27 protein-coding genes are annotated in these 24,871 nt (G+C 39.0%); 7 read left to right on the plus strand and 20 right to left on the minus strand.

The features are described from left to right. Window positions 1–43: 43 nt before the first annotated feature. Window positions 44–1,048, plus strand: a complete 1,005-nt coding sequence (locus GWJ01_RS04475) for a LacI family DNA-binding transcriptional regulator (protein ID WP_109395075.1) — start codon at window positions 44–46, stop codon at window positions 1,046–1,048. Between the two features lie 256 nt (window positions 1,049–1,304). Then, window positions 1,305–1,895 carry a DUF4291 domain-containing protein gene (locus tag GWJ01_RS04480; protein WP_109401610.1) on the plus strand — a complete coding sequence of 197 codons (591 nt, stop codon included), beginning with the start codon at window positions 1,305–1,307 and terminating at the stop codon, window positions 1,893–1,895. A gap of 50 nt (window positions 1,896–1,945) precedes the next feature. Here the strand turns inward: GWJ01_RS04480 and metF are convergent, their stop codons facing one another. Next, window positions 1,946–2,845 carry a methylenetetrahydrofolate reductase gene (gene metF / locus GWJ01_RS04485; RefSeq protein WP_098941645.1) on the minus strand — a complete coding sequence of 300 codons (900 nt, stop codon included), beginning with the start codon at window positions 2,843–2,845 and terminating at the stop codon, window positions 1,946–1,948. 278 nt (window positions 2,846–3,123) lie between these two features. Here metF and GWJ01_RS04490 point away from each other — a divergent pair, with 278 nt between their 5' ends. Next, window positions 3,124–3,483, plus strand: a complete 360-nt coding sequence (locus tag GWJ01_RS04490) for a DUF488 domain-containing protein (RefSeq protein ID WP_109401608.1) — start codon at window positions 3,124–3,126, stop codon at window positions 3,481–3,483. A 116-nt stretch (window positions 3,484–3,599) separates the two neighbouring features. On the opposite strand, the gene glpD is transcribed toward GWJ01_RS04490, so the two are convergent. From glpD to gntX, 6 genes are all read right to left on the minus strand, one after another. Continuing rightward, the gene (gene glpD, locus GWJ01_RS04495) at window positions 3,600–5,093 is read right to left on the minus strand and encodes a glycerol-3-phosphate dehydrogenase (RefSeq protein WP_109395073.1); all 1,494 of its coding nucleotides are present in this window, start codon (window positions 5,091–5,093) and stop codon (window positions 3,600–3,602) included. A gap of 310 nt (window positions 5,094–5,403) precedes the next feature. Beyond that, window positions 5,404–6,162 (minus strand): DeoR/GlpR family transcriptional regulator, encoded by a 759-nt coding sequence (locus GWJ01_RS04500; protein ID WP_006534541.1) that lies wholly within the window; start codon window positions 6,160–6,162, stop codon window positions 5,404–5,406. A gap of 38 nt (window positions 6,163–6,200) precedes the next feature. Further along, the gene (gene glpG, locus GWJ01_RS04505; RefSeq protein ID WP_109395072.1) at window positions 6,201–7,040 is read right to left on the minus strand and encodes a rhomboid family intramembrane serine protease GlpG; all 840 of its coding nucleotides are present in this window, start codon (window positions 7,038–7,040) and stop codon (window positions 6,201–6,203) included. Window positions 7,041–7,059: 19 nt separating this feature from the next. Then, window positions 7,060–7,386, minus strand: a complete 327-nt coding sequence (gene glpE, locus GWJ01_RS04510; RefSeq protein ID WP_161710747.1) for a thiosulfate sulfurtransferase GlpE — start codon at window positions 7,384–7,386, stop codon at window positions 7,060–7,062. A 179-nt stretch (window positions 7,387–7,565) separates the two neighbouring features. Continuing rightward, the gene (gene nfuA / locus GWJ01_RS04515) at window positions 7,566–8,144 is read right to left on the minus strand and encodes a Fe-S biogenesis protein NfuA (RefSeq protein WP_109395070.1); all 579 of its coding nucleotides are present in this window, start codon (window positions 8,142–8,144) and stop codon (window positions 7,566–7,568) included. A 60-nt stretch (window positions 8,145–8,204) separates the two neighbouring features. Next, a complete protein-coding gene (gene gntX / locus GWJ01_RS04520; RefSeq protein ID WP_109401607.1) occupies window positions 8,205–8,897 on the minus strand; it encodes a DNA utilization protein GntX in 693 nt (230 codons plus the stop codon). A 37-nt stretch (window positions 8,898–8,934) separates the two neighbouring features. Between gntX and bioH the strand changes: the two genes are divergently transcribed. Continuing rightward, the gene (gene bioH, locus GWJ01_RS04525; protein WP_109401606.1) at window positions 8,935–9,708 is read left to right on the plus strand and encodes a pimeloyl-ACP methyl ester esterase BioH; all 774 of its coding nucleotides are present in this window, start codon (window positions 8,935–8,937) and stop codon (window positions 9,706–9,708) included. Window positions 9,709–9,763: 55 nt separating this feature from the next. On the opposite strand, the gene GWJ01_RS04530 is transcribed toward bioH, so the two are convergent. From GWJ01_RS04530 to yihI, 7 genes are all read right to left on the minus strand, one after another. Then, window positions 9,764–10,210: an OsmC family protein gene (locus tag GWJ01_RS04530; RefSeq protein ID WP_109395067.1), complete on the minus strand. Its 447-nt coding sequence runs from the start codon at window positions 10,208–10,210 to the stop codon at window positions 9,764–9,766. Between the two features lie 190 nt (window positions 10,211–10,400). Continuing rightward, window positions 10,401–10,859 (minus strand): OsmC family protein, encoded by a 459-nt coding sequence (locus GWJ01_RS04535; RefSeq protein ID WP_109395066.1) that lies wholly within the window; start codon window positions 10,857–10,859, stop codon window positions 10,401–10,403. 186 nt (window positions 10,860–11,045) lie between these two features. Continuing rightward, complete coding sequence (locus tag GWJ01_RS04540; RefSeq protein ID WP_109395065.1) at window positions 11,046–11,276, minus strand: FeoC-like transcriptional regulator; 231 nt, start codon at window positions 11,274–11,276, stop codon at window positions 11,046–11,048. Window positions 11,277–11,295: 19 nt separating this feature from the next. Further along, on the minus strand, window positions 11,296–13,623 hold the full coding sequence (gene feoB / locus GWJ01_RS04545) for a Fe(2+) transporter permease subunit FeoB (protein WP_161710748.1): 2,328 nt from the start codon (window positions 13,621–13,623) through the stop codon (window positions 11,296–11,298). Window positions 13,624–13,671: 48 nt separating this feature from the next. Further along, a complete protein-coding gene (feoA, locus tag GWJ01_RS04550) occupies window positions 13,672–13,908 on the minus strand; it encodes a ferrous iron transporter A (protein ID WP_036914344.1) in 237 nt (78 codons plus the stop codon). 397 nt (window positions 13,909–14,305) lie between these two features. Further along, complete coding sequence (locus GWJ01_RS04555; RefSeq protein ID WP_109401604.1) at window positions 14,306–15,751, minus strand: DUF4026 domain-containing protein; 1,446 nt, start codon at window positions 15,749–15,751, stop codon at window positions 14,306–14,308. A 213-nt stretch (window positions 15,752–15,964) separates the two neighbouring features. After that, complete coding sequence (gene yihI, locus GWJ01_RS04560) at window positions 15,965–16,462, minus strand: Der GTPase-activating protein YihI (protein ID WP_109395063.1); 498 nt, start codon at window positions 16,460–16,462, stop codon at window positions 15,965–15,967. Between the two features lie 188 nt (window positions 16,463–16,650). Here yihI and GWJ01_RS04565 point away from each other — a divergent pair, with 188 nt between their 5' ends. Together GWJ01_RS04565 and GWJ01_RS04570 are read left to right on the plus strand one after the other, a co-directional pair. Beyond that, window positions 16,651–18,123 carry a glycosyltransferase family 39 protein gene (locus GWJ01_RS04565; RefSeq protein ID WP_161710749.1) on the plus strand — a complete coding sequence of 491 codons (1,473 nt, stop codon included), beginning with the start codon at window positions 16,651–16,653 and terminating at the stop codon, window positions 18,121–18,123. A 2-nt stretch (window positions 18,124–18,125) separates the two neighbouring features. Beyond that, entirely contained in the window at window positions 18,126–18,674 is a 549-nt protein-coding gene (locus GWJ01_RS04570) for a GNAT family N-acetyltransferase (protein ID WP_109395061.1), read from the plus strand. A 49-nt stretch (window positions 18,675–18,723) separates the two neighbouring features. On the opposite strand, the gene GWJ01_RS04575 is transcribed toward GWJ01_RS04570, so the two are convergent. Beyond that, complete coding sequence (locus GWJ01_RS04575) at window positions 18,724–19,035, minus strand: monooxygenase (protein ID WP_109401602.1); 312 nt, start codon at window positions 19,033–19,035, stop codon at window positions 18,724–18,726. Between the two features lie 80 nt (window positions 19,036–19,115). Further along, entirely contained in the window at window positions 19,116–20,474 is a 1,359-nt protein-coding gene (locus GWJ01_RS04580) for an NCS2 family permease (protein WP_075671246.1), read from the minus strand. Window positions 20,475–20,778: 304 nt separating this feature from the next. Here GWJ01_RS04580 and GWJ01_RS04585 point away from each other — a divergent pair, with 304 nt between their 5' ends. Then, complete coding sequence (locus GWJ01_RS04585; RefSeq protein ID WP_109401601.1) at window positions 20,779–21,075, plus strand: type II toxin-antitoxin system TacA family antitoxin; 297 nt, start codon at window positions 20,779–20,781, stop codon at window positions 21,073–21,075. A 408-nt stretch (window positions 21,076–21,483) separates the two neighbouring features. On the opposite strand, the gene GWJ01_RS04590 is transcribed toward GWJ01_RS04585, so the two are convergent. The 4 genes from GWJ01_RS04590 to phoU form a co-directional block, all read right to left on the minus strand. Further along, on the minus strand, window positions 21,484–22,236 hold the full coding sequence (locus tag GWJ01_RS04590; protein WP_109401600.1) for an amino acid ABC transporter permease: 753 nt from the start codon (window positions 22,234–22,236) through the stop codon (window positions 21,484–21,486). Between the two features lies 1 nt (window position 22,237). Then, window positions 22,238–22,975 (minus strand): amino acid ABC transporter permease, encoded by a 738-nt coding sequence (locus GWJ01_RS04595; protein WP_109395057.1) that lies wholly within the window; start codon window positions 22,973–22,975, stop codon window positions 22,238–22,240. 106 nt (window positions 22,976–23,081) lie between these two features. Next, a complete protein-coding gene (locus tag GWJ01_RS04600) occupies window positions 23,082–23,921 on the minus strand; it encodes an ABC transporter substrate-binding protein (protein WP_109401599.1) in 840 nt (279 codons plus the stop codon). A gap of 214 nt (window positions 23,922–24,135) precedes the next feature. Further along, the gene (phoU, locus tag GWJ01_RS04605; RefSeq protein WP_109395055.1) at window positions 24,136–24,870 is read right to left on the minus strand and encodes a phosphate signaling complex protein PhoU; all 735 of its coding nucleotides are present in this window, start codon (window positions 24,868–24,870) and stop codon (window positions 24,136–24,138) included. Window position 24,871 lies beyond the last annotated feature (1 nt).

The following is a 24,871-nucleotide window of genomic DNA, read 5'->3' on the forward strand; positions in this document are numbered from 1 at the left end:
CCCTCATCATCAAGGATGAGGGCAATATCAATATGGAATATTAATGGCAAAAACAGTTGAACAGATTGCAAATGACCTGAATTTGTCTATTACCACAGTCAGATTGGTATTAAATGGCAAAGGTGATCAATACCGGATCAGTGCAAAAACGCAAAAAAAGATCGCGGACTATGTTGAGGTGTTTGGTTATACTGTCAATCATGCGGCTAGAAGTTTAAAGCTTAATAAAACAGATACCTACGGATTGGTTATTCCTCGTCTTTCTAACCCATTCTTCGCTGCTTTGGCTGAAAAATTAGAGATGCATTGTCACCAAATTGGTTGTCAGCTAACGATTAGTTGTACCTATGGTGATATCAAAAATGAAAATAAGCTCGTTAAATCAATGGATGAGCGTAATGTTGATGGTATTTTCATTGTGTCATCAAGCCGTAAAAATCAGCTACATCATGTGAAGCATCGCCAAAAACCATTGGTTTTTTTAGATAGAGATTTCTCTGTCAGTGAGGCTATTTGTGTCGCTTCAGATAACTGTGACAGCGGTGCTCAACTAACAAGAGCGATGATAAAGCTAGATGCGCCAATTCATTTTTTTGCGGGTGATGCATTATTACCCACCATCGCAGCGCGTTTGCGCGGTTATGTGCAAGCCATAAAAGGACATTATGGTGATGATAACCGAGTGACAGTCTCTTATGCTGAGCATAATACAACCAAAGATGGTGAGCTGATGATGAAACAGTATTTAGAGCAACATCAGCAAATACCCTCTCATTTTATTGCCTCATCATTGCCTATTCTTGAAGGTTTATTGAGTGTTATTCGTCAGCGTGAAGGAAGTATTCCGGCTCATCTTCATATTGGTACCTTCGATGATCATGTGATGCTCAGTTTTTTACCTAATAATGTGTGGTCAATGAAGCAAGATGAAGCTTTATTGGTCGAAAAAGCTTTTGAAATCATGACTGCAAAGATAGCAGGCACCGCAGTTAAATCCCCTGCATTAATAAAAACACAGCTTATCGAGCGCCTAGTTTCTACTCAGTGAGTCAATTAAATCGCTTATTCCCCTCACGTTGTGAGTAGATTAGCAGGATTAATTGACTCATCACTGTATAAATAAAACACAATAGGAACATTTGTCTGCTCGTTTTATTGTTATTCTTTTTTTTACTTTTATAAATGCGCGTTACTCTACTTATCTCGTTTTAACAAAAATAGGGGCTCTTGATTATCTGCAATCAGAGGCTCATAATTTAAGCGGATAGTTCCATTTTATTAATATAAAAGGATATTAAAGAAAGATGAACGATGATGTTGACCGATGTCCTGAGTGTGAAGTAAGGGCATATTATACGAATGATTTTGTTCGTGTTTATCAAGCCTATTCAAATACTATTGCTCAGAGCGCAGTCGCAAACGGAACATTTGTTTCGCCCCCTTTTAGTATGACCCGTATGACTTGGGTAAAACCTTCCTTTCTTTGGATGATGTACCGTTCTGGTTGGGGACGTAAAGACGCTAATCAAGCTTCTATTCTTGCGGTTGATATTACGCATGAAGGCTTTCAAGAGATGCTGACACAAGGTGTTGTGAGTCATTTTGATCCAGACCGCTATACTACTGCTGAAGCTTGGAAAGAAGCGTCAGAAAACAGTAATATCCGCATTCAGTGGGATCCTGAACGTGATATTTATTTGAATCGACTCAGTTATCGTACTATCCAAATTGGTTTGCGAGATCAAGCAGTTGAAAAATATTGCAAAGAGTGGATTGTGAATATTACGGATATTACCGATAAGGTACGTAAAATTGATGCTTGTATTGCTAATGGTGATCTCGACACCGCATACAGCCTATTACCAGTAGAAAAATCGTATCACTTTGGTGAGTAATTCATCAAGATGTCACCCCGCTTAGTTGGCGGGGTAATTGTAAGATTGGATCAGGCTTGCACAAGTTCAGGACGAACACCTAGCGTATGGCAAATAGCATAGGTTAATTCTGAACGATTAAGTGTATAAAAATGGAAGTCTTTGACTCCTTCACGGCTTAAAATCTTCACCATATCAATAGCAATCGAAGCACCTACCAGACTACGGGTTTCAGGATCGTTATCTAACCCATCAAACATTTTATGCATCCAACCTGGAATTTTCACATTGGTTAAACCCGCAAAGCGTTTTAGTTGTTTAAAATTCGTGACAGGTAAAATTCCTGGTACAATCTCAACATCAATACCCGTTGAAACACAGCGATCACGAAAACGTAAATAGCTTTCGACATCAAAGAAAAATTGAGTGATCGCGCGATTTGCTCCCGCATCTACTTTTCTTTTTAAGTTAATTAAATCGGCTTGTGCGCTTTTTGCTTCAGGATGCACTTCAGGATAAGCCGCAACCGAGATATCAAAATCACCCACCCCTTTGAGTAAGTGAACTAAATCTGTAGCGTACATATCAGGTTTTTGAGTGTTATCTGGCAAATCGCCTCGTAAGGCAACAATATGGCGGATGCCACTTTGCCAATAATCTTGCGCGATATGTTGTAGCTCTTCACGGCTAGCATCAACGCAAGTTAAATGCGGTGCAGCTTCTAATCCTGTGCGCTCTTTAATTCCTTTGATAATCGAGTGCGTTCTATCTCGCTCGCCTGAGTTTGCACCATAAGTCACAGAAACAAAGCTCGGTTTTAAGGTATTTAAGCGCGCAAGAGATTGCCAAAGAGTATTTTCCATCTCTTCGGTACGAGGTGGGAAAAACTCAAAGGAAACTTGGATCTGACCATCAAGTTCGGCAAGATTTTGATTTAATGCTTCATGTTGGCTTGCGTGATAAAAGCTCATACCTGTACCTCATCAATCATGTCACTGTGTTGTTATTCTTATTTAAGTATCACTACTTATTTACCCATCTAACCATTTAGACGTCTAGATGTAGATTCTCTTAATTAGGTTATTTAGTCAACAACTATTCACCCTATTTTTGATGAGGATAATTCAATAGAAATGAGAGAAAACTTCATGTTGAAGTCTTCTTTATAAAGAAAATCAACTTCACCATACATAAGCTGTATAATTTTTCTTCTATAATTAAATGAATTAACTTATTGAAGGGCGGCGAAATGATCACCTGTAAGCGTGTGTATAACGATAAAGAGGGAACCCATGAAGGTTATCGCGTATTAGTGGATAGATTGTGGCCAAGGGGCGTGAAAAAAACAGATTTTCATTATGATGAGTGGAATAAAGAAGTTGCACCTTCGACCGAATTACGAAAATGGTTTCATGCTGGTGGCGGTGATTTTACTGAATTTACCCAACGTTATATTGAAGAATTGACAGGCGCTCCTGAACATTGGCGACCTCTTCTTGTAATAGCAAAAGAGCAACCGCTAGTATTACTTTATTCAGGTAAAGATGAGCAACAAAATAATGCAACCGTGTTAAAAGCTTTTCTAGAAAAACAATTAGCTCACTGTTAATAATGAACAATTTGAGCGTTTTGGTAAAAAAAGCAAAAAAAAGTGGCGCGGTATTAGGCGCCACAAAAATTGCTAATAAAAACATCGAACAGAGTCAGAGAATATTTTTACTACTCTTATGCAGTGTGTGTATTTGCCGCTAACCATTGACTAATACGCTGTTTTTGTTCGTCATTTAGCCACATGCCGAGTTTGGTACGACGCCAAATAGCATCATCAACTTCGATAACCCACTCATGTTTCACTAAATAACGTAATTCTGCTTCATACAGATTATGACCGAAGTTTTCACCCATACCTGCTAAATCAGTAATACCTTCAAGCAGTAATTCAGTGTTGCTACCGTAAGTGCGAGCAAAACGTAGTGCCAGTGCTTCTGGTAACCAAGGGTGACGTTGACGAATTAAACGAGAATAACCATCACGATCACAACCTTCTAAATTACCACCCGGTAATTGACCATTTTTAGTCCACGGTTTACCCATGTTAGGGAAGTAGCTCACGAGTTTATCAACAGCGTGTTCACCTAATTTACGATAAGTCGTTAATTTACCACCAAATACAGATAACAATGGTGTTTGGCCATTATCATCATGAACATCTAAGGTGTAATCACGGGTGATCGCTTGTGGAGAATCTGATTCATCGTCACATAATGGGCGCACGCCAGAGTAATCCCAAACCACATCTTCTTTAGTTAACTGCTTCTTAAAGTGATCGTTATAGACTTTCAGTAAGTACTGAATTTCGTTGTCATCAATCGCGACATCTTTAGGATCACCTTTATATTCAACATCCGTAGTACCGATGATAGAGAATTCATCCATCCAAGGAATAACGAAAACAATACGGTTATCTTCGTTTTGTAAAATATAAGCTTGTGGTTCGTTATGAGCGCGAGGAATAACAATATGGCTACCTTTAATTAAGCGGATGCCATAAGGTGATTTCAGTTTTAAGCCTTCATCAAACAGCGTTTTAACCCAAGGGCCAGCGGCATTGACAAGTGCTTTTGATTGATAGAGCGATGTTTCACCCGTGCGTAAATCTTGTGCTTCTACCATCCATAAATTATTTTCACGCCAAGCGCGAGTGACTTTAGTGCGGGTACGTACTTCACCACCACGACGAACAATTTCTTGTGCGTTGAGTACCACTAAACGTGCATCATCAACCCAACAGTCTGAGTATTCAAAACCGCGTGTTAATTCTGGTTTTAAAACAGAGTTTGCACCGAATTTAATACCTTTACTGCTTGGTAGGCTGACACGTTTTCCTAAATGATCATAAAGGAATAGGCCAATACGGATCATCCAAGCTGGGCGTAAGTGTGCTTGATGTGGCAGGCGAAAGCGCATTGGAAATGCGATATGTGGCGCTAAGCGTAATAATACTTCACGCTCCGCCAGTGCTTCGCTCACTAAGCGAAACTCATAATGTTCTAGATAACGTAAGCCACCATGAATAAGTTTAGAGCTCGCGGAAGATGTCGCACTTGCTAAGTCTTGAGCTTCCAGCATAAGTACTGAAAGGCCTCGGCCAGCTGCATCCGCCGCAATTCCAGCGCCGTTTATTCCGCCGCCGATGACAATCAAGTCTTGAGTTTTCATAACATCCTCCTACGAATGCGCGAAACAATTCTTTAATGTTCGTTTTCGCTCATAATTGTAATGAAGTTTGATGAAAATGCCAACTATATAACTGATAAAAAACATAACCGCGTGATATGGATAACAATTTATTATCATATCCACATGTTTTGTGTGTTTATTAAAAATAAACAACATTGTTAATGTATTAATAAAAAAAGAGAGTCGGCATATCAGAAAAGAGAGTAAATAGAGTGAGTTAAATTGATTTCAGTAGAAAATAGGTGAAAAAAAAGTACCTAAGAAGGTACTTTTTGAGGAGTTTATTCAATTAACATAATTCGAGTTGAACGTTGTGTTGCTCAACAATTTTTTGGATCCCTGCTGGTGGTTCTTGATCGGTAAATAAGTAGTCGATCAAATTCATATTGCCTAAATTCACCATTGCATTACGACCAAACTTAGAATGGTCTGTCACCAACATTACACAGCGTGAGTTTTCGATAATTGCGCGTTTAGTTCGAACTTCATGGTAATCAAACTCAAGTAGAGAACCATCCATATCGATGCCACTTATCCCTAAAATGCCGTAATCAAGACGGAATTGAGAGATAAAATCAAGTGTGGCTTCACCGACGATACCACCATCTCGTGTACGCACTTCACCACCCGCAAGAATTAAGCGAAAGTCTTCTTTGCCCATCAGTAACGTTGCCACATTGAGATTGTTGGTCACGATACGTAGGTTTTTGTGGTTAATTAAAGCATGCGCAACGGCTTCAGGTGTTGTACCGATATCAATGAACAGTGTTGCACCATCAGGAATTAAGCTTGCGACTCGTTGTGCGATACGTGATTTTTCATCAGACCACATGATTTTACGATCATGATAAGCCGTATTCACTGAGCTTGAAGGTAATGCAGCACCACCGTGATGACGTTGGATTTTGTTCTTTTCCGCTAATTCGTTTAAATCACGTCGGATTGTCTGTGGGCTGACTTCAAAATGCTCCACCAGTTCTTCAGTGCTGACATAGCCTTGTAGGCGTACCAGTTCAATGATGGCATCATGTCGTTGCGTTTGCTTCACAGGTATCCCCTAATGTTAAAAATATCATGTTAATTTTATTATGATCTACGAGATAATTGATGTCGATTATCCCACAAAGCCATCAATAAGCCGATAAGGAAGCCTGCAAAATGTGCAGTATTTCCGATAGAGTCACCTAAAACGCCCATGTAACCCGCAACAATCCACAAAATCGAAAAACCGATTAAGCCTGTTGGAACACCAATACCTTTTTCTGGATTACGTATTCCTGTTAAGCCTACATAGCCAATTAATGCGTAAACAACACCAGAAAGTCCACCAAAATTAGAGTCTGTAAACAGTGATTGTGCCCAATTACTAAAGAGCGCAGAAACGAGCATGATGACAAATAATTTACCCGTACCTAATCGCTGCTCTGTTTGACTTGCGAGATACCACCACATCGCAAGGTTAAAGGCGATGTGCATGAGTGAGAAGTGAACAAATGCAGGGGTGATGTAGCGCCAAACTTCAAAGTTCAGGCTCTCTTTATAAGGCCATGCCAAATGGAGCATAACGTTATAATCGCCTACTACTTGTTGCCAAATAAAAATAAGGATACATAAAATGACCACCAGAACCGTTAATGGGCCTGAGCGTTGCACCATATTTTTTATCGAAAAGGCTGGGCGATATTTTATACCCGTATTTTTCGGATCTCCGGTTTGCCAACTTGCTGCTTGGTAACGTGGGTGAAAAGGCTCACGTAAAAAAGTATTTAGTTCTTTTTCAACCATATCCAACTGATGTTGGTCTTCTAACCAAAGTGAGATCTGCTGATTTTCATTTTTTGTGTGAATTCGCACACCTTTCGTTGTCATATAATTGACAAACAAATCAGCTGCTTGAGGGTTAGAAAGCGTAATAATGTGGATCATTAACAAAACTCATCTGTAGTTATTGCAGAGAAGTTATCGCTTGTGGAAACTCTCTTAGCCATGCTTCAAAACCCCCGTTGATACTATAAACGGTTTCAAAGCCCATATTGACCAGATATTGAGCTGCGCCTTGGCTGCTATGACCGTGATAACACATCACCATCACAGGAACATCAAAGTCAGCATCTTGTAAAAATTGGTTTAGCGTATCATTGGTGAGATGAAATGCGCCGGTAGCATGACCAATGCGGTAACTCTGAGGATCTCTAACATCAACTAAGATTGCTGATTGAGATGTCCAGAGTTGATAGGCTTGTTCAATGCTGAGAAATTGAAACTTATCCATAATTGCCTTATTTATTATATTGTTAATTGATTTATTTGTTCTGAGCGAGAGAACGATACATTTATCATAACGTCAAATAGGTAAAGATGACGTTACACTTTGTAAATGATTATTTTAATAAACAAATCCCCCATGATATCAGTGCAGGTGAGTATCATAGGGGATGTGATACTGAGGGATCAGTAGTAGGAGTGTTCGCCACGTTGGTGTTCAGTTAAATCTTTCACACCTTTCAATTCATCTGGGAACAGGTTTAACAGCTCTTTTTCGATACCATCTTTTAAGGTGACATCAATCATTGAACAGCCGTTACAGCCACCACCAAATTGTAAGATAGCATAACCATCTTCAGTGATTTCCATCAGACTAACGCGACCACCATGACCGGCTAATTGTGGGTTAATTTGTGATTGCAGTATGTATTCAACGCGTTCAATTAACGGTGCATCAGCATCGACTTTACGCATTTTTGCGTTAGGTGCTTTCAGCGTTAATTGTGAGCCCAGTTGGTCAGTGACAAAGTCAATTTCTGCATCTTCTAAGAAAGGTGCGCTGATGTCATCAACATAAGCAGAAAGCTTTTCGAACTTAATTTCAGTATCGTTTGGCTCTACGGCATCAGGTGGGCAGTATGAAACGCCACATTCAGCATTAGGTGTACCTGGATTGATAACGAATACACGAATTTGGGTGTTGGGTTCTTGGTTAGCCAGTAGTTTGGCAAAATGCGCCTGTGCGGCATCAGTAATAATAATCATATCGTCTTGCTCAATAGTTGACTGTTCTGGTTGGTTATCATACGCCCAATTGGCGGTTAACTACAAGGTTCGGCAAATCGCCCATACCTCAACAGAGCGTGCTCCCGCACGAAATAACAAGGGTACAATGCTCTTTAATGTCGCGCCTGTAGTGATAACATCATCAATTAGTGCCAGATTTTTCCCTGATACCGACACTGTGTTATTTAATACAAATGCATTCTTTAAATTTTGTTGCCTTTGTTTGGCATTAAGATGCGTTTGCACCAGTGTAGCACGAGTTCTTATCAGGGTATCCGGTTGATAAGCACAATCTAGCCACCTTGCCAAAGGCTTTGCGATAGCTTCTACTTGCTCAAAGCCTCTAGACCAACGGCGATGATGATGCGAAGGAACGCTAATAATTCTGTCAGGTTTCTGCACCAAATTTTCTCGCCGATGTGAAAGCCATCGCAATAGAAAAAGTCGTGCAAGACATAAAGCTATTTGAGGGCGAGGTTGGTATTTATAAAGGTGTAATAATTTATTTAATGGCGGTTTATAGTCAGTGACCGTCAACATCTGTTTCCATAATGGAGGCGATTGCAAGCAGCGCCCACATAGCATCATAGAGTGAGATGAGGGATGTAAACAGCATGGGCAGCGGTTATGCTGTTTAGGTAAATGTCGAATACAACTCGAACAAATACCTTTAGTATCATAATGTAAGGGTTGGCGACATAACCAACAATATCCTGCTATTGTTATCCACATAATGAAAATCCCTGTACTAAGAGAAGAGAGCATAACAATGAACAAATTGTATTGGCAGACAATGGGTGAAGGAAAAACGCATCTTGTGCTATTACACGGATGGGGATTGAATGCAGAGGTCTGGCAATCATTAATACCGCGACTAAGCCCGCATTTTACACTGCATCTTGTTGATCTCCCAGGATATGGTCGTAGCCAAGGTTTTCCTGTTCTCACATTAAAAGAGATGGCGGACATTGTTTTTGCCAAAGCCCCCGATAATGCCATTTGGTTAGGATGGTCTTTAGGTGGATTAGTCGCTAGCCGTGTTGTATTAGATAATCCTAATAATGTGCAAGCATTGATTACGGTGGCTTCTTCGCCTTGTTTTGGTGCTCATGGGGATTGGCCGGGTATCAAATCTGAAGTGTTAAAAGGGTTTGAGCAGCAGTTAAACGAGAATTTTCATCGCACAGTTGAGCGTTTTTTAGCACTGCAAACATTAGGTACGCAAAGTGCGCGTGAAGATATGAAGGCATTAAAGTCAGTAGTATTAGAGCAACCACTGCCTTCTGTCGAAGTACTTAATGGCGGACTAGAAATTTTGCGTACTGAGGATTTACGAGAAGAGTTAAAAACGTTGAATTGTCCTTTTATTCGTTTTTACGGCTATTTAGATGGTTTAGTTCCTCGGAAAGTGGCTGGATTATTAGATGCTATTTATCCACATTCACCTTCTGTTATTTTCCGTAATGCAGCTCATGCGCCATTTATTTCACATCCAGATGAATTTACTCAAGCGTTAATTGAGGGTTGTGAGATAACGTTATAATTATCTTCAAAGATCTGTCTTTTTATAAGGGCAGATCTTTTTATGCTGATGTTATTTATCCAATGTCAATAGAAGTATGAAACGTGGGGGCATTTTTGATGGTGTCAGAAAGTGGGCAAGTGTGTTCAATAAAATCAATAAATGTCTGTATTTCCTCTTTTGTATTATCAGCTTGAATAAAGTAATGTGTTGAAATACGACTTAAACCGATTTTTACACGCTTATTCTTTCCCATATATCCATCAGGATCGATCTCACCTTTCATCTCAATACGGATATTTTTAAGGTTAATACGGTGAAGCCGTGCAAAACTCTTAGCAACAATTCCTTTACAGGCGCCAATTGAGGCGAGTAACGCTTCAATTGGATTAACGCCACTGTCTTCCCCCCCATAAGCAACTGGCTCATCAACAATTAACGTAAATTGTCGTGAAGCACATTGCATTTGTAAGGGAGAAGATGCGTCATTAGTGATAACAGATGAAAACTCAATAATTGGCATAATATTATCCTTTAAAAAGGGAATGTTATTTTTATCACCCAATAAGTGATATTACTTATCATGCCAATTAAGCGTAGGTCATAGTCTAAAAATAACGAGTTTAGAGCGCATTTTTCGATAAAGTTAATTCTTATTTTATGTCAGCTGTAATAATGCTGCCCCTTTATTAAGGGCAGCAATAACTACATGATTATGCGAGTACGTTTTCGAGATGAAATGACGTTTCTAGGATCGGTGTATTTTTTATTGTGTCTGCAACAGGGCAAGTGCGTTCAATAAAAGCGATAAATGCAGCGATCTCTTCCTCACTATTATCTGCTTCAATAAAGAACTCGGTTGTAATTTTGCTAAAACCAATTTTGGCTTCTTTATTTTTTCCGGTAAAACCATCGGTATCTAATTCGCCTCTGACTTCAATGCGAATATTTTTAAGATTAATTTGGTGCATACGTGCAAAGCTTTTTGCCACGATACCTTTACAAGCACCTAGCGTACCTAATAGTGCTTCCACAGGGTTCATTGCACTGTCTTTACCTCCCAGTGATACAGGTTCATCAAGTAAAAATTGAAATTGGCGCGACGCGCATTGCATTTGTAATCTGCCTTGCTCGCCTGTGGTGATCGTTGATGAAAATTCAGTTATTGGCATAATTTTTATATTCTTATAAAGTGAAATTAAATAGACGTCTTTACGTCTATAGTTAATGGATTATGCCGTGATAGTTAGGAAAGTAAATCATTAAATAGGAAGATGAAAATGATTCATCTTGCGCATTAGATAAAAAAAATCCCCTACATAAAGTAAGGGATTTTCATGATGGTATTTATCAATTTGTTAGACTATTTGATAAAGCTTTGTCTGGCAGGCCGTGGCTTCTGGGCAACTTTTACAGCTGCCCGTAAGACAATCTTCAACATCGACTTCTTGAAGCTTCCCCATCAATGTGAGCCGCTCTAACATTGCTTGCACCAACGGTTCAGGCATATTGAGTTGATGGCTGATAAGACGGGCATCGGCTCGACCATTAAGGGCGATACAATCACGTACTTCTATCAAACTGGCCATCTTACTTTTCCTTTGTCACTTAGTGACAGCTACCTTTTGAACAACATTGTTTAGCCAATGATGGCTTATTGCTTAAGTTAATTGTTAGACGATTACGAGCATTACGCAACAAGATAAATAGAACTAAGTTAAATATAACAACCGTAGCAATGGTGATTGTACTACTTTGTGGATGCTCGCTAAAGGTTGCGGTTTGATAGAACAGCGCAGCCAGTGAGTAAGCAATATTTAATCCCCAAAGAATAGAGAAGGTCATCCAGCCACGACTGGTTTCACGAGCGATAGCACCCATTACTGAAACACAAGGTACATACAGTAAAACAAAGATTAAGTAGCTATAAGCTGCAATGCCTGAGCCAAATTTAGCGCCCATGGTTCCCATTGTGCCAGTATCCATTTCACCATCACCTTTACTAGCTTCAATTGGGTTAGAAAGTGCAGCTAAAGTGAAGGTCTCTTTTAAGCTATCCCATGTTTCACCAAAGGCATCACCAATTTCTCCCCATAGGTCGAATTCTTCAGGATCAAATGGCTCATTAACAATGCTTTCTGCGGTATAGAGGGTATTTAATGTTCCCACAACCACTTCTTTTGCCATCGCACCAGTAACTAAACCAACCGTTGCTTGCCAGTTATCATTGTGAACACCAATAGGTTGCAGTAATGGTGTGATCACTTTACTGACAGACGCTAATGCAGAATCATTGATGTTATCTGCAGGTTTACCAGAGAAGGTAAAGCTATTTAGCGCACCAATAAACATACTCGCAATAATGATGACTTTACCAGCTCGTACAACGAAACCTTTTAGACGTTGCCATGTTTGCATGAGTAACGTTTTTAGGTGAGGAACGTGATAAACAGGCAGTTCCATCACGAAAGGTGACGCTTCACCGCGCATAATGGTGTGTTTTAGTAGTAAGCCGGTGAGGATAGCAACCACAATACCAAGAAGATAAAGTGAGAAAACAACACTCGCACCGTTTTTACCAAAGAAGGCTGCCGCAAATACCGCGAAGATAGCTAAACGAGCACCACAAGACATAAACGGTGCCATTAATACCGTGATTAATCGTTCTCTTGGTGCATCAAGAGTACGCGCACCCATAATAGAAGGTACGTTACAACCAAAGCCGACAATCAGTGGTACGAATGATTTGCCGGGTAAACCCAGAGCCTGCATCAATCTATCCATAACAAACGCAGCACGAGCCATATAACCCGAGTCTTCAAGGATAGATAAAAAGAGATACATCATCCCGATTTGTGGCACTAATGGAAGAACTGTATTGATACCACCACCGACACCTTGAGCAAGGAAAATTGTCAGCCATTCAGGGAAGTTAAAAGTTGCGCCAATCCATTGAATACCATGAATAAAGATAGCTTCAGAGCCACCTTCAAAAGCAGGTTGTAATGCACCACCGATATTAATTGCGAGTACGAACATTAAATACATGACAAATAGGAAGATAGGCACGCCTAACCAACGGTTTAATATCACTTTATCGATATTTTGTGTCAGGAGATTGGGCTTAATGGACTCCATATTAATCACAGCATGACAGATGCGCTCAATATTTTGATAACGGGCATCAGCAATGACTAATTCTGGCTCATTATTATGTTCGTCTTGAATTCGTTGACGAATGGCTTTGATATCTTCACTGGTGACTTGAGCGCGTTGATGGGTATAGATATCCCCTTCTAAACACTGTAATGCCATCCAACGACGTTGCTGTAAATTAAACTCATCATGATTAATTTTTTCAGCAAGTGTCTCGACTTCATTTAATAGCCATAGTGGGTAAGAAGTCAGTAATTCTTGTGGTTTTTTCTTTTCAGCAGGGAAGGTATCAATAGCTTCTTTGAGTTTATCAATACCAGATGCTTTGGTTGAAACCATTGGAATAACAGGGCAACCCAGTTGCTCTGAAAGTGCGTTGATATCAATTTGCATATCTTGGTGTTCTGCAATATCGAGCATGTTTAATGCCACAATACATGGAATGCCAAGCTCAAGCAGTTGCAAGGTCAAATAGAGGTTACGCTCAAGGTTTGATGCATCAACCACGTTAATCAGCATGTCTGCTTCATTACTTAAAATGAAATGGCAGGCAATTTGCTCATCAAGAGATGTCTGTTCTGAAATTGTCGTTAAAGAGTAAGTCCCGGGTAAATCGACGAGCTCAATTTTATGATTTGCAGTTGTGAAACGACCAACTTTGCGTTCAACCGTTACACCTGCCCAGTTACCCACACGCTGACGAGAGCCTGTTAACTGATTAAAGAGTGTTGTTTTACCGGCATTGGGATTACCGATAAGGCCTATAGTGAGAGGAGTCATAATAGTGATGCCAATAGTTGTCTTGCCAGGTTGAATGAGAAATAACGATTATTTTTCGTTATGAACCACTTCGCTAAGATTAATGAGTGCGAGATCTTTTTTTCTCAAAATTAGGGACACTCGGTGCGTTTCTATTTGAATAGGATCACCCAGTGGTGCGATACGAATAACGTTAAACACAGCGCCAGGTAACATACCTAAAGATAATAGTTTCTGTCTGTATGCAGGGCTAATCTGAGGTGAGTAGCTCAAGATTTTATAACTGTGATTTGGGATCAGAGACATAATCGTCCTTCCACGAATATTGATACAAAAAATAATGATACTGATAATTATTAACACGTATGAGAATTCACACAATAATAGTCAGGATAATTATAATAAATATTTTTAATGCTAATGAGAATTATAATTATCCTTATTGGGTATAATTTAGCCTAGTCTGTGCTTATCTGCACTTGATTTAAATCAACCAGAGAAAAGATATTGGGATGAAAATAGGCTGTTTACCTTATCTGTTACTAGACAAAAACAAAATGTGAAGAGTTGAAATGTCAACGTAGCAACAAAATAACAATCAGTTAATAATGTTAACGGGTAATAATATAAAAGTAGATTTCAAGAATATGAAGAACGCGAGCTTAAGTAAAAAGCTCACGTTGTCATGGTGAATACCCGCTAATTAGTGGGTTTGCTGGTGGCTAAAAAGTTGGTAAATATTATTAGGGGTATAACTATCAGCTTCGTATGAAACGACCCAATCTGTTATTAGTGCAGTGTTGATAGGATAGGTTTCACCTTCTTGCATATCCTCAACATAAAATGGCACGTTGAGTAATTTTGCATAAATCGTGTCTCCATCTCTAGACTGTGGCACGAACCACATATGCTCTAGTTCTTTTTCTTCCCCTTCACCATAAGGAATGCCAAACTTGATCATAAACTGCCAAGGGTTTTCGGTCTCTTCAGTTTTGTCTTTTCCTAATAACTTAGAGAGAAAACCACTTTTTTTCTCAACAGGCGGTTGATTGTAGTTATCAAACATAGAAACGAAGTATTCCCAGCGTCGCTTGGCTTTTTCAGACATCTCGTAGGTTTCTTCATTACTGCGCAGTAGCATCATCGCTTGTTGTTCTTCATAACCTCTAAAGAAGGTTTCTAAAACAGGGTTTTCTTCATTGGTTCTAAATAGCATAGAAGAAGGATGTTGATGGTATTCATCACGATCAGCTAAATCACCCAAGAAAATACCATTTGGTGCGCCTTCCGTGTCATAACGCATTTCCTCTAAAGGTCTAAGGTTTTCAAGTGGTGTTGATTGATTGACATGGCGGATACCTTCTTCAAAAGGTAATGCGACAAGATACTCCAATCCTGATGATGTTTGGCCACAAAGCATCGGTTCACCAAATTCAATTTGGCGATGATTAATACTATTGTTAACAAAGCAGCGGAAGAGATCAGGAATACCATAGTAAGACTCAAGCATACTGGGAATAACTAAATCGACTTCGGTTAAGCCACAGCGCGCTAATCCATGAGTGTGAAACCAGAACATGGTTGGTGGGTCATTTTCTGTGTCATAGACAGCATGAATAACATATAAGCTTTCTACTTCGGGATAGAGATCTGGGGTCTCTAATTGAAAGCGTATCCACTCAGGCGTTAATGCCTTACCTGCCGCTGATTCATCTAATGCTAAGACCATTTCAGGTGCAATGATATTGAGAAAGTTCAGTTGATGGCGATAACTTGCCAAAGGATGCAAGGCTTCAGTAAAGAGTGTTTCTAATAATAAATCTTGAGTTGTCGCATTCGCATGTGCCAATAGTTGTGGTGTGAGTTCGTCAGTCGAATACATTGGGCGTATTTCGTAATCTTCATCACGAGGGTAAAGACAAACGAAAAAATGTAACTCGGCATCACCATGCTGGCAGCGATAGAAAAAACCGTCATCAATATTTTCACTTAGATAATTTATCTCACCATCAGTGTAATCGGTTTGTTCTTCTAGGCGTTGTTCAATAAGCGCATAGTTTAGTGGCTGTGCAGGGAAAGCCACTATACGAGAGGGCACTTTTTCTCCTTGCCCGGCTGCGATATCTAAGTACTGCTGTTTGTTATCCATATTTTTTATCACTCGTATATTAAAGATAGAAAAATAGGATATCAGGGATAACAAGAGAGGAATAGATGGAGTTATCTGAGCTTGAGGTGGTTAATTAATCTATTGTTAATAGTGAGGATTAATGAAAAATAAAAAAGAAAAAATAATGGATATCAATAAGTTATTGATATCCATTAGATGTAAGGTAATTAAGGCAAATGATTAGCCTTTTGATTATTTACCTTTCAGTAATTGCATGATGTCTTCAGTTTTTTCTTCATCGTCATCATCTTCAAACTCAATACCTAGCTCAACCATTAATTCGTCAATGCGATCAAGGGTTTTCTCAGTATAAACCTGCTCTTCTGCATTGAGTTTTTCACCGTTTTCAAGACGAGACAGTAATTCATCTAAACGAGTGTCGTTTTCTAACAGGTCTAATTCTTGCTCAGGCGTTAAACGAACCGGCTCTGCTTTAACTGGCGCAGGTTTTTTCTTCACAACTTTTGGTGCATCGCCCACAATTAGAGGGATCGGTTTTTTGCTGCCAATGCGTGGATCTTTCGGCGCTGTATTTTTAGCTTGCTGTTTATTTTCCGCTTCCTGCTGACGGTTACCGGCAGGATTGCCACGGTGTTTCTTTTGACGTTTACGTTCACGTCCTTCCGCGTTCAGCTCTTCACGTGATTTCTTACGTGCTTTAGCTGCGGGCTTTCTTTTAATCATATTCATAATGGTAACTCGATAGTGATCTTCTTGGTTGCGCAATCTATCAGAAACAAATTTTCAATAAAAGCGCAAATTTAAGACAATTTAATTTTTGCTCACGTACAATGTGTGGTTCGTTTCACTATACTTTACTGTGTTGTGATATCAATTAACGACCAAACTAAATCAATTAACTTAAATTTCTATTTATTATGACATTATCATCTGCGCAATTACGTAAACCAGTATATTGGTGGGTTATTGGTTATGCGGCAATTTGGATCTTAGTGAGTTATCTTTTTGACCCTACTGTGCCTTATGATGCCGTAGAGGCTGTCAATTGGGGCACTAATGGAGGGTGGGGTTCCCCTAAAAATCCTTGGTTTGTTGGCTTTATAATGACACCAGCTATTTACGGTAGTATCGATTTTAGCTTTTATTGGTATTTTATCCACTTTATTGTCATTGCTGTTGGGTTATTAGGGGTTTGGAACTTAGCTTATAAGTTGACACAAAATACTAATTTAGCTTGGTTTGCTATGTTGGCGCTTAATTTATCTGGCGTTATCAACTTTGATATTATCCCTTATAACGATAATTATATTCTAGTTGGTTGTTGGGCATGGGCGTTCTATTTTTTCCTTTGTGCTATTAATGACAATCAAAAATATTGGATTGGTTTTGCGATTACGATGGGTATTGCCACAATGGGGAAATATTCATCATTAGCTTTTATTGGTTCTGTATTTTTATCAAGCCTTTTTGTACCTAAAGTTCGAGCAAGTTATTGTTCACCTTATTTCTATTTAGCATTGGCTATTTGGTTTGCTTTTGTTATTCCCAACTTTATTTGGTTATGGCAAACCGATTTTGCCGCTTTTAAGTGGGTCGATTCACAAATCGAAAACCGTTTTAATTTACGTACCACTCGTGCTGCACTCACTGTTTTTTACCCTGTGATTTTAATGTGGGGGATTTTACGTTTTTATGGTGGACGTGTAAGTTGGTCTGCTTCTAAAGATAGCCAATTACTCAATTTTATTTTTCTGTTTCCATTAACGATTATTTTTATTTGGTTTAGTTTTCATGAAGGGGGGCGTATCAGCGAGTGGCTACAACCCTTTATGTCGATTGCGACTGCGCTTTTTGTCGGCTCAATTAGTGTTATGCCCACACGTTCATTACGCGGTGCACTGTATGGTTTAGGTGTTTTCGGAATGTTGGTTGTTTCTGGTTATACCGTCGTTCAAGCCGCTAATGTGCGTAATGCAGGTCAAAAATTTATTGGTGTAAAAACCTTTGTGCAAGATGTTGAGCAAGCTTGGTATCAGCGTTATCACACACCACTTGTGTATGTGGGTGGCGAGTATATGCATGAATGGATAACTTTTTATGGCAAAGATAGACCATTATCTTCACAGCCTTGGATATTAGAAGCAAATGTGCAGCCTCCTAATATTTATAATCGACATATTACACTTCAACAATTAGAAGAAAAAGGTGTCGTATTGATCAGTAAAGTCGGCTATTACTGTGAGAAAGCACATTTTGATGAAGGCTTAAAGCACTGGCCGAGTTTAAAAATAGCCGATACTCAAGAGATAATGTTTCGCGCTGAGCCCGATGCCATTGCCGAGCCAGTTTGTATTGCTTTTGTGCCGCCAAAAATACATAAGGATAAGTAGAGATGCGTTACGCTGATATTCAGGTTGAAACAGAAAGATTAAGATTGCGTCCTTTTGAAATGGGGGATGCTGAAGATTGGTTTAAGATCATGAGTTCAGCTGAAGTGACGCGTTATTGGAGCCATCTCCCTTGGCAATCACTGCAAGAAGCGCAAGAAGATATTATTCAAGATATCACGCATATGGAAAGAAAAGAGTATCTGCGCTTAGCGGTGATAGATAAAGCAACAAATGCACTGATGGGTATGTGTGTTTTCTTTAATCATTACCCAAATTCACGACGTGGTGAAATTGGGTATTGTCTCGATACCGCTTATCAAGGTAAAGGTGTTATGAAAGAAGCGATGGTGGCGTTTATTGCGTATCTTCAAACACATCTATCTGTTCGCCGTTTAGAAGCGGATATCCACCCTGATAATAAAGCATCAGCTGCATTGTTAGCAAAATTAGGTTTTGAGCAAGAAGGGTATCTAAAACAACGTTGGATAGTCGGTGATGAAGTCTCTGATTCTATTGTTTTTGGTTTGTTGTTACCCATAAAAGCAGAGTAATTGCAGAAAATAGAAAGGCACAAGTGGCATATAACACTTGTGCTTTTAGCTACTTAGCCAAAAAAGAGGCCTGATTTTTTAAGCTTAAAGCTTGATTTACTGCAAAAATATCACCATGAACTTCTGGAATACCAAACGATTTTAACCGAGCGCTGTGTTTCTCTAAATAAGCTTGAGCATTTTCTTTTGAATCAAAAAGATAAATCCCACCCGCTTTTTGGGCTTCTTTATTTTCAGTCCAAATTTTCCAAATAAAACCAGGTTCTTGGTTGATTGATGCAGATAATGCATCCATAGCTTGTGTCATTTCATCATCGAAAGGACCATGATAAGGAAAATCTACTTGTAGAAGTACGTGCATAATCACCTCTTTTCTTATAAAAAACGGCACGTTATTGGTGCCGTTTTGTCTGTATCATGATGATCTTAATTTATTGAATATTAGAATAAAGAATTCAAATCAATCACATGAGTATCAATCAGCAATATTTTTAAAATAAATAGCAGTGAAACAATCACAACACATAGATTAATTTCTTTCCAGCGGAAAGTACCCACTTTCATAACACAATAAGCAATAAAGCCTAGTGCGATACCTTCGGTAATTGAGAAGCTAAATGGCATCATAACTGCGGTGATAAAAGCAGGAACGGATTCTGTTAAATCATCCCATTTAACGCGTGTAAGGCTGGATGTCATTAATACACCCACATAAATCAGTGCCCCTGCTGTTGCATAGCTTGGCACCATACCTGCTAGTGGTGACAAGAAGATAGCGAGTAAGAAAAGAATACCCACAACAACGGCAGTTAAACCTGTACGACCACCGACAGAAACCCCGGAAGTACTTTCGATAAAGGCTGTTACAGAAGATGTTCCCATTGCAGAGCCTGCAACAGAACTTAAGCTATCGACATATAACGCTTGTTTCATTCGTGGAAACTTGCCTTTGTCATCAGTTAAACCTGCTTTATCAGTAACACCAATTAATGTGCCTGAAGAGTCAAATAGGTTAACCAACATAAAAGCAAAGATCACGCCAGAAAGACCGATATCTAAGGCACCCATAATATCAACTTTACCAACAACGGTTGTGATAGAAGGAGGAACAGCGAAGATACCTTGATATTGAACATCACCTAAAAGAAGACCAATTACAGTGGTGATAACAATTGAGATAAGAATTGCGGCATGAATATTACGAGCAGCAAGAATAGCGATAATAAAAAAGCCTAATGCACCTAATAATACGTTATGAGAAGCAAAATTACCGATAGTAACGATGGTATCGTTGTTAGGAATAATAATACCGGAGTTTTTTAAGCCCATCATGGCGATAAAAAGACCGATACCACTAGTAATACCAACACGTAAACTCAGTGGAATATGGGCAATTATCCAGTAGCGTATACGAAAGAGAGTCAGTAAAAATAGCCCTACAGCACCCCAAAAAATCGCACCCATAGCGACTTCCCATGAGTAACCCATAGCACCAACGACTACGAAGGCAAAGAATGCGTTTAAGCCCATCGCAGGAGCAACAGCAATAGGTAAATTTGCCACTAATCCCATTAAAATACTGCCGAAAGCTGCAATTAAACAGGTCGTCACGAAGACGGCTTTGATATCCATATTGGCAGCAGCAAGAATTTGAGGGTTAACGAAGATAATATAAACCATCGTTAAGAAAGTCGTGATACCCGCAATCAGTTCGGTGCGAGCGTTTGTGCCGTGTTCTTGTAGCTTAAACAGGCGTTGGAGCAAACCCTGTGATCCAGAATTTGGTGATGACATGCTCATAGACAAAAGATCCCAAAAAAAATGTTTTTCGCTTTATCCTACACAAATAAAACAATGACTGCACCTAAAAAAAGTAATCGATTGCGTGGGGCGCTACAGTGAAGGCATCAAAAATAGATGGAGATATTTAATAAACTAAGTTTAGTTTAGTGCTAATAATTGTATGACGTCAAAATGGCACATTTTATTTGCTTTGTTAAAACTTGATTATATTATCTTGCTTGAAAAGTGAGCTGTTTTGAAGTTTTACTAGTTTTATAAATAACAGCTATTAAATAAGTTTTAATAAAGAGGTGGAGAAATTATGCCTACTTTATCAAATGAAAGGATCACGACATGTATTAGTCCCGAAATGAAAATTTTGTTAGAAAAGGCGTTATCATTATCAGGTTATACGAGTTTAAATGGTTTTATTGTACAAGCCGCTATTGCTGAAGCTAAACGGCTAATCGAGCAAGATATGCGTATTAAACTTTGTCAGAAAGACGCTTTAGATTCTATTAATGCATTAGAAAAACCAATCGAAATAAATAATCGCTTCCTTCGTGCCGCGCGCAAGCATAAGGAAAAAATTCTCGATGAAAATAAGTTCTCTGAATAAAAAAATACATGATAGAACATCTTTTGATTGTGGCGATAAAACACCTAATAACTACTTGAAAGTAATATTCAATCAACATCATAAAAAAGATTTAGCACGTATTTTTGTATTAACAAGTGAAATCGAACCTACAAAATTAAAGGATCTATTTTATTAATTGATGCTGTAAGAAAAGCAATAAATTCATCAGGTAATATTCCAATACCTATGATTATCGTAGGTGCAAAGCATGATATTGCAAAAAATCTGTATCAAGGATTAGGTTTTTTCTTCATTTAGCCAAAATGCATATCGTTTATTTATGACTATGGCGAATGCTAAAGCGGTAATAAGTCTAGTTGATAATGAATAAATTAATTATAAAGAGACTAGCTTATTTTATTAAAACAATAAGTTAGTCTCTTTTGTTTATCCCATTTCTTTCTTAACAAATGATTGTTGTTTAAACGGCAACACCATTTGCCAAAAAGGGCGTTTCTCTTTTTGTATTGAGAATAATTTAGCCACTCTATTGGCAATAATTTCCAATGAAAAACAGAGAATAAAATAGATAAAAGCAACGAATAGAAAAACTTCCATTGGATAAACCATACTACGGTTATTAACTTGGGTCGCCAAGAAAGAAAGTTCACCCACACCCACTACATAAGCTAGAGAAGTATCTTTAATCAAGGCTATCCACTGATTAATAAACGAAGGTACCATCATGCGTAATGCTTGTGGTAATACGATATACCACAACACTTGCCAGCGATTAAAACCTAACGATAATCCTGCTTGCCATTGCCCTTTTCCAATCGCCAAAATACCTGCTTTAACGCCATGCGCAATATAAGACGATGTAATTAAAGCTAACGCACAAATTACCGTGGTGATTTCAGGTATTTCCATCCCTAATACAACAGGCAATAAAAAATAGACCCAAAATATCAACATAATGACGGGAATTGCACGGAAAAAACCTAAAAAAGCCGCAAAAAGGTTAACCCAGCCCCCCCTAAGCATAGCCAAAGCAATGCCACCTAATGTACCCAAAATAATTGATGCAATACCTGCAATGATACTGATAAAGATGGTCAGTGTTGCACCTTCTAAAGGTCCGTCAGGATAAGCACCAAAGAGTAAGTACTGCCAGTTATCAGCAATAACAGTAAAGTCCATATTAATACCCTTGTGCTAGTTTACGTTGCTGATGCCATTGTCCCCAAGCTTCCATCAATGCGATTGCTGCAATATAGAGAACCGTTGCAACACCAAAGGCTTCAAAGGTGCGTAAAGACTCTGTTTCGACTTGTCTTGATGCGTAAGAAAGCTCCGCAACACCAATAGCCATAGTCAGTGATGAGTTTTTTATCACATTCATGTATTGGCCCAATAAAGGGGGCAGAGCAATACGAAAGGCTTGGGGTAAAATCACATAACGCATAGATTGCCATTGCGTTAGACCTAATGCTAAAGAGGCATACTTTTGCCCTTGTTTAACACCTTGAATTCCGGCTCTTAGCTCTTCGGCAATAAATGGCGTTGAGTAAAATGTCAGACCCACAATGCCCGCTAAAAACTCAAAAGAAGGCCAAGAAAGCGTTACACCTAAAAATGCAATCTCATGAGGGGTGTTTAACCATATCATGGCGCTTTGTGGCAAAATTTCGCCTGATGCGAAATACCAAAAGAATAACTGTACTAACAGCGGAGTGTTACGAAACAGTGAAGTATAAGCCGTGGCTAACCAGCGTAATGGTGCAAAAGCGCTATCTCTTGCAGCACTAAGGGCAAAGCTCATTAATGTTGCAATGACAATAGTCCAAAAAGAGATAAGCAAGGTGATTAGAAAACCACTCCAGAGCCAACTTAAATAGTGTGGCTCAAGAAGGTAATGTGAAAGAAATTGCTCAAACATATAATAGGCCTATTGTAGACACCAAACCCCGCAAAGGCGGGGTAGGTGTTTTAATAAAGGAATAACTTTGTTTTGATGAAAGAAGAAAGTTATTACACTTTAAAGATCAAGATTGTGGTGTTTGCTCTGATAGTGGGGCAAATTTAAAATCACCACGAGGTTGAGCCGATTTTGTTTCAGGGCCAAACCAACGATTGTAGATCTCGTCTGCTTTACCTTCTTTTTCCAATCTTAATAGGGTGTTATTGATTTCGTTAATTAAACGCTCTTCACCTTTAGCTGCTGCAACTGCTTGATATTCACGGGTGATGCTAAATGATGACACTTCAAAATCGGCTTTAATGGCATCAGGAAGATTTGCTAATAAACCCACTAATTTCGCATCGTCTTGTGTGATGGCTTGTACGTTACCGTTACGTAATGCAGCGAAGGCCAGTGGTGTATCGTCATAAGAGATAACTTTGGTGTCAGGATAGCGTTCACGTAATGTGATTTCTTGAACGGTACCTTTATCAGCCCCAATACGCAGTGAGTGAATTTGTTCTGGGTTGGTTAAAACCCCTTTACGTGCAATAAATTTTTGTCCAGTTGCAAAGTAAGGAACAGAGAAATCGACTTGTTTAGCTCGTTCATCGGTAATGGTGAAATTTGCAGCGATTAAATCAACTTTTTTAGAGCTTAAAAGTGGAATACGGTTTGCTGGGTTTGTTGGACGCAGTTCCAGTTTTACATCTAGATCTTTGGCGATCTCATTGGCGATATCTGCATCATAACCTGCGAGTTTTTTAGTTTGAGGATCAATAAACCCAAACGGAGGATTACTGTCAAAAATCGCGATACGTACTACACCTGCTTTTTTTATATCATCGAGCTTATCTGCTTTTGCAATACCAGAGAAAAGTACAGAGCTTGCAATTAATGCGGTTGCCAAGACACGTAATTTCATTATTCACCCCAAAGAAAAGAATTATCATCGTTATGTTGGATATCACGCTATCAAGTTGATCTAAGTTCATAAAATAATAAAAATTGATATGGATATGCTTTTAAGGAATAAGGTGAGAAAAAGTGTTGAGCTAGAATGGTATTAATTTATGAGTGAATAAAAAAACAGCGACATAAGCGTCGCTGTTTTGAAGAGAAGGAAAAGAGAGAAAAGTTTATTTAGAAGCGTTGCTGTCGTCACTTTTTGTTAGCATTTTTTCTACTTGGTCGCCCCCTAAATGGCGGAAATCATGACCTTTTACATAATAGAAAATAAACTCACAAATGTTCTGACAACGGTCGCCGATACGTTCAATTGAACGCGCACAAAATAGTGCTGTTAGTACACTAGGAATGGTGCGAGGATCTTCCATCATATAAGTCATTAATTGACGGACGATACCTTCATATTCGTTATCAATTTTAGCGTCTTCACGGTAGATGCGCACTGCTTCATCCAAGTCCATACGCGCAAACGCATCAAGAACATCGTGAAGCATTTGTATAGCGTGTTGACCTAAAGATTCTAAGCTCACGAGCAGTGGTTGATGCTGGTGTGAAAACTTTTCAAGTGCGGTTTTACAGATTTTTTCAGCAACATCACCAATTCGTTCTAGCTCAGCGATCGTTTTTGATATCGCCATAATTAAACGTAAGTCACTCGCTGTTGGCTGGCGTTTAGCAATAATTCGCATACACGCATCATCAATAGCGACTTCCATCATATTGACGTTATGGTCACCTTGAATAACTTCGTTTGCCAATGCTTGGTCTTGATTATGCATTGCCATAACAGCTTTTTTCAGTTGCTCTTCAACAAGCCCACCCATAACCATCAGCTCAGTACGGATATGCTCTAACTCAGCATTAAATTGACCAGAAATATGCTTATTGTGATTTAAATTATCCATT

The organism is Proteus sp. G2618, assembly GCF_009915995.1.
Lineage (GTDB): Bacteria > Pseudomonadota > Gammaproteobacteria > Enterobacterales > Enterobacteriaceae > Proteus > Proteus terrae.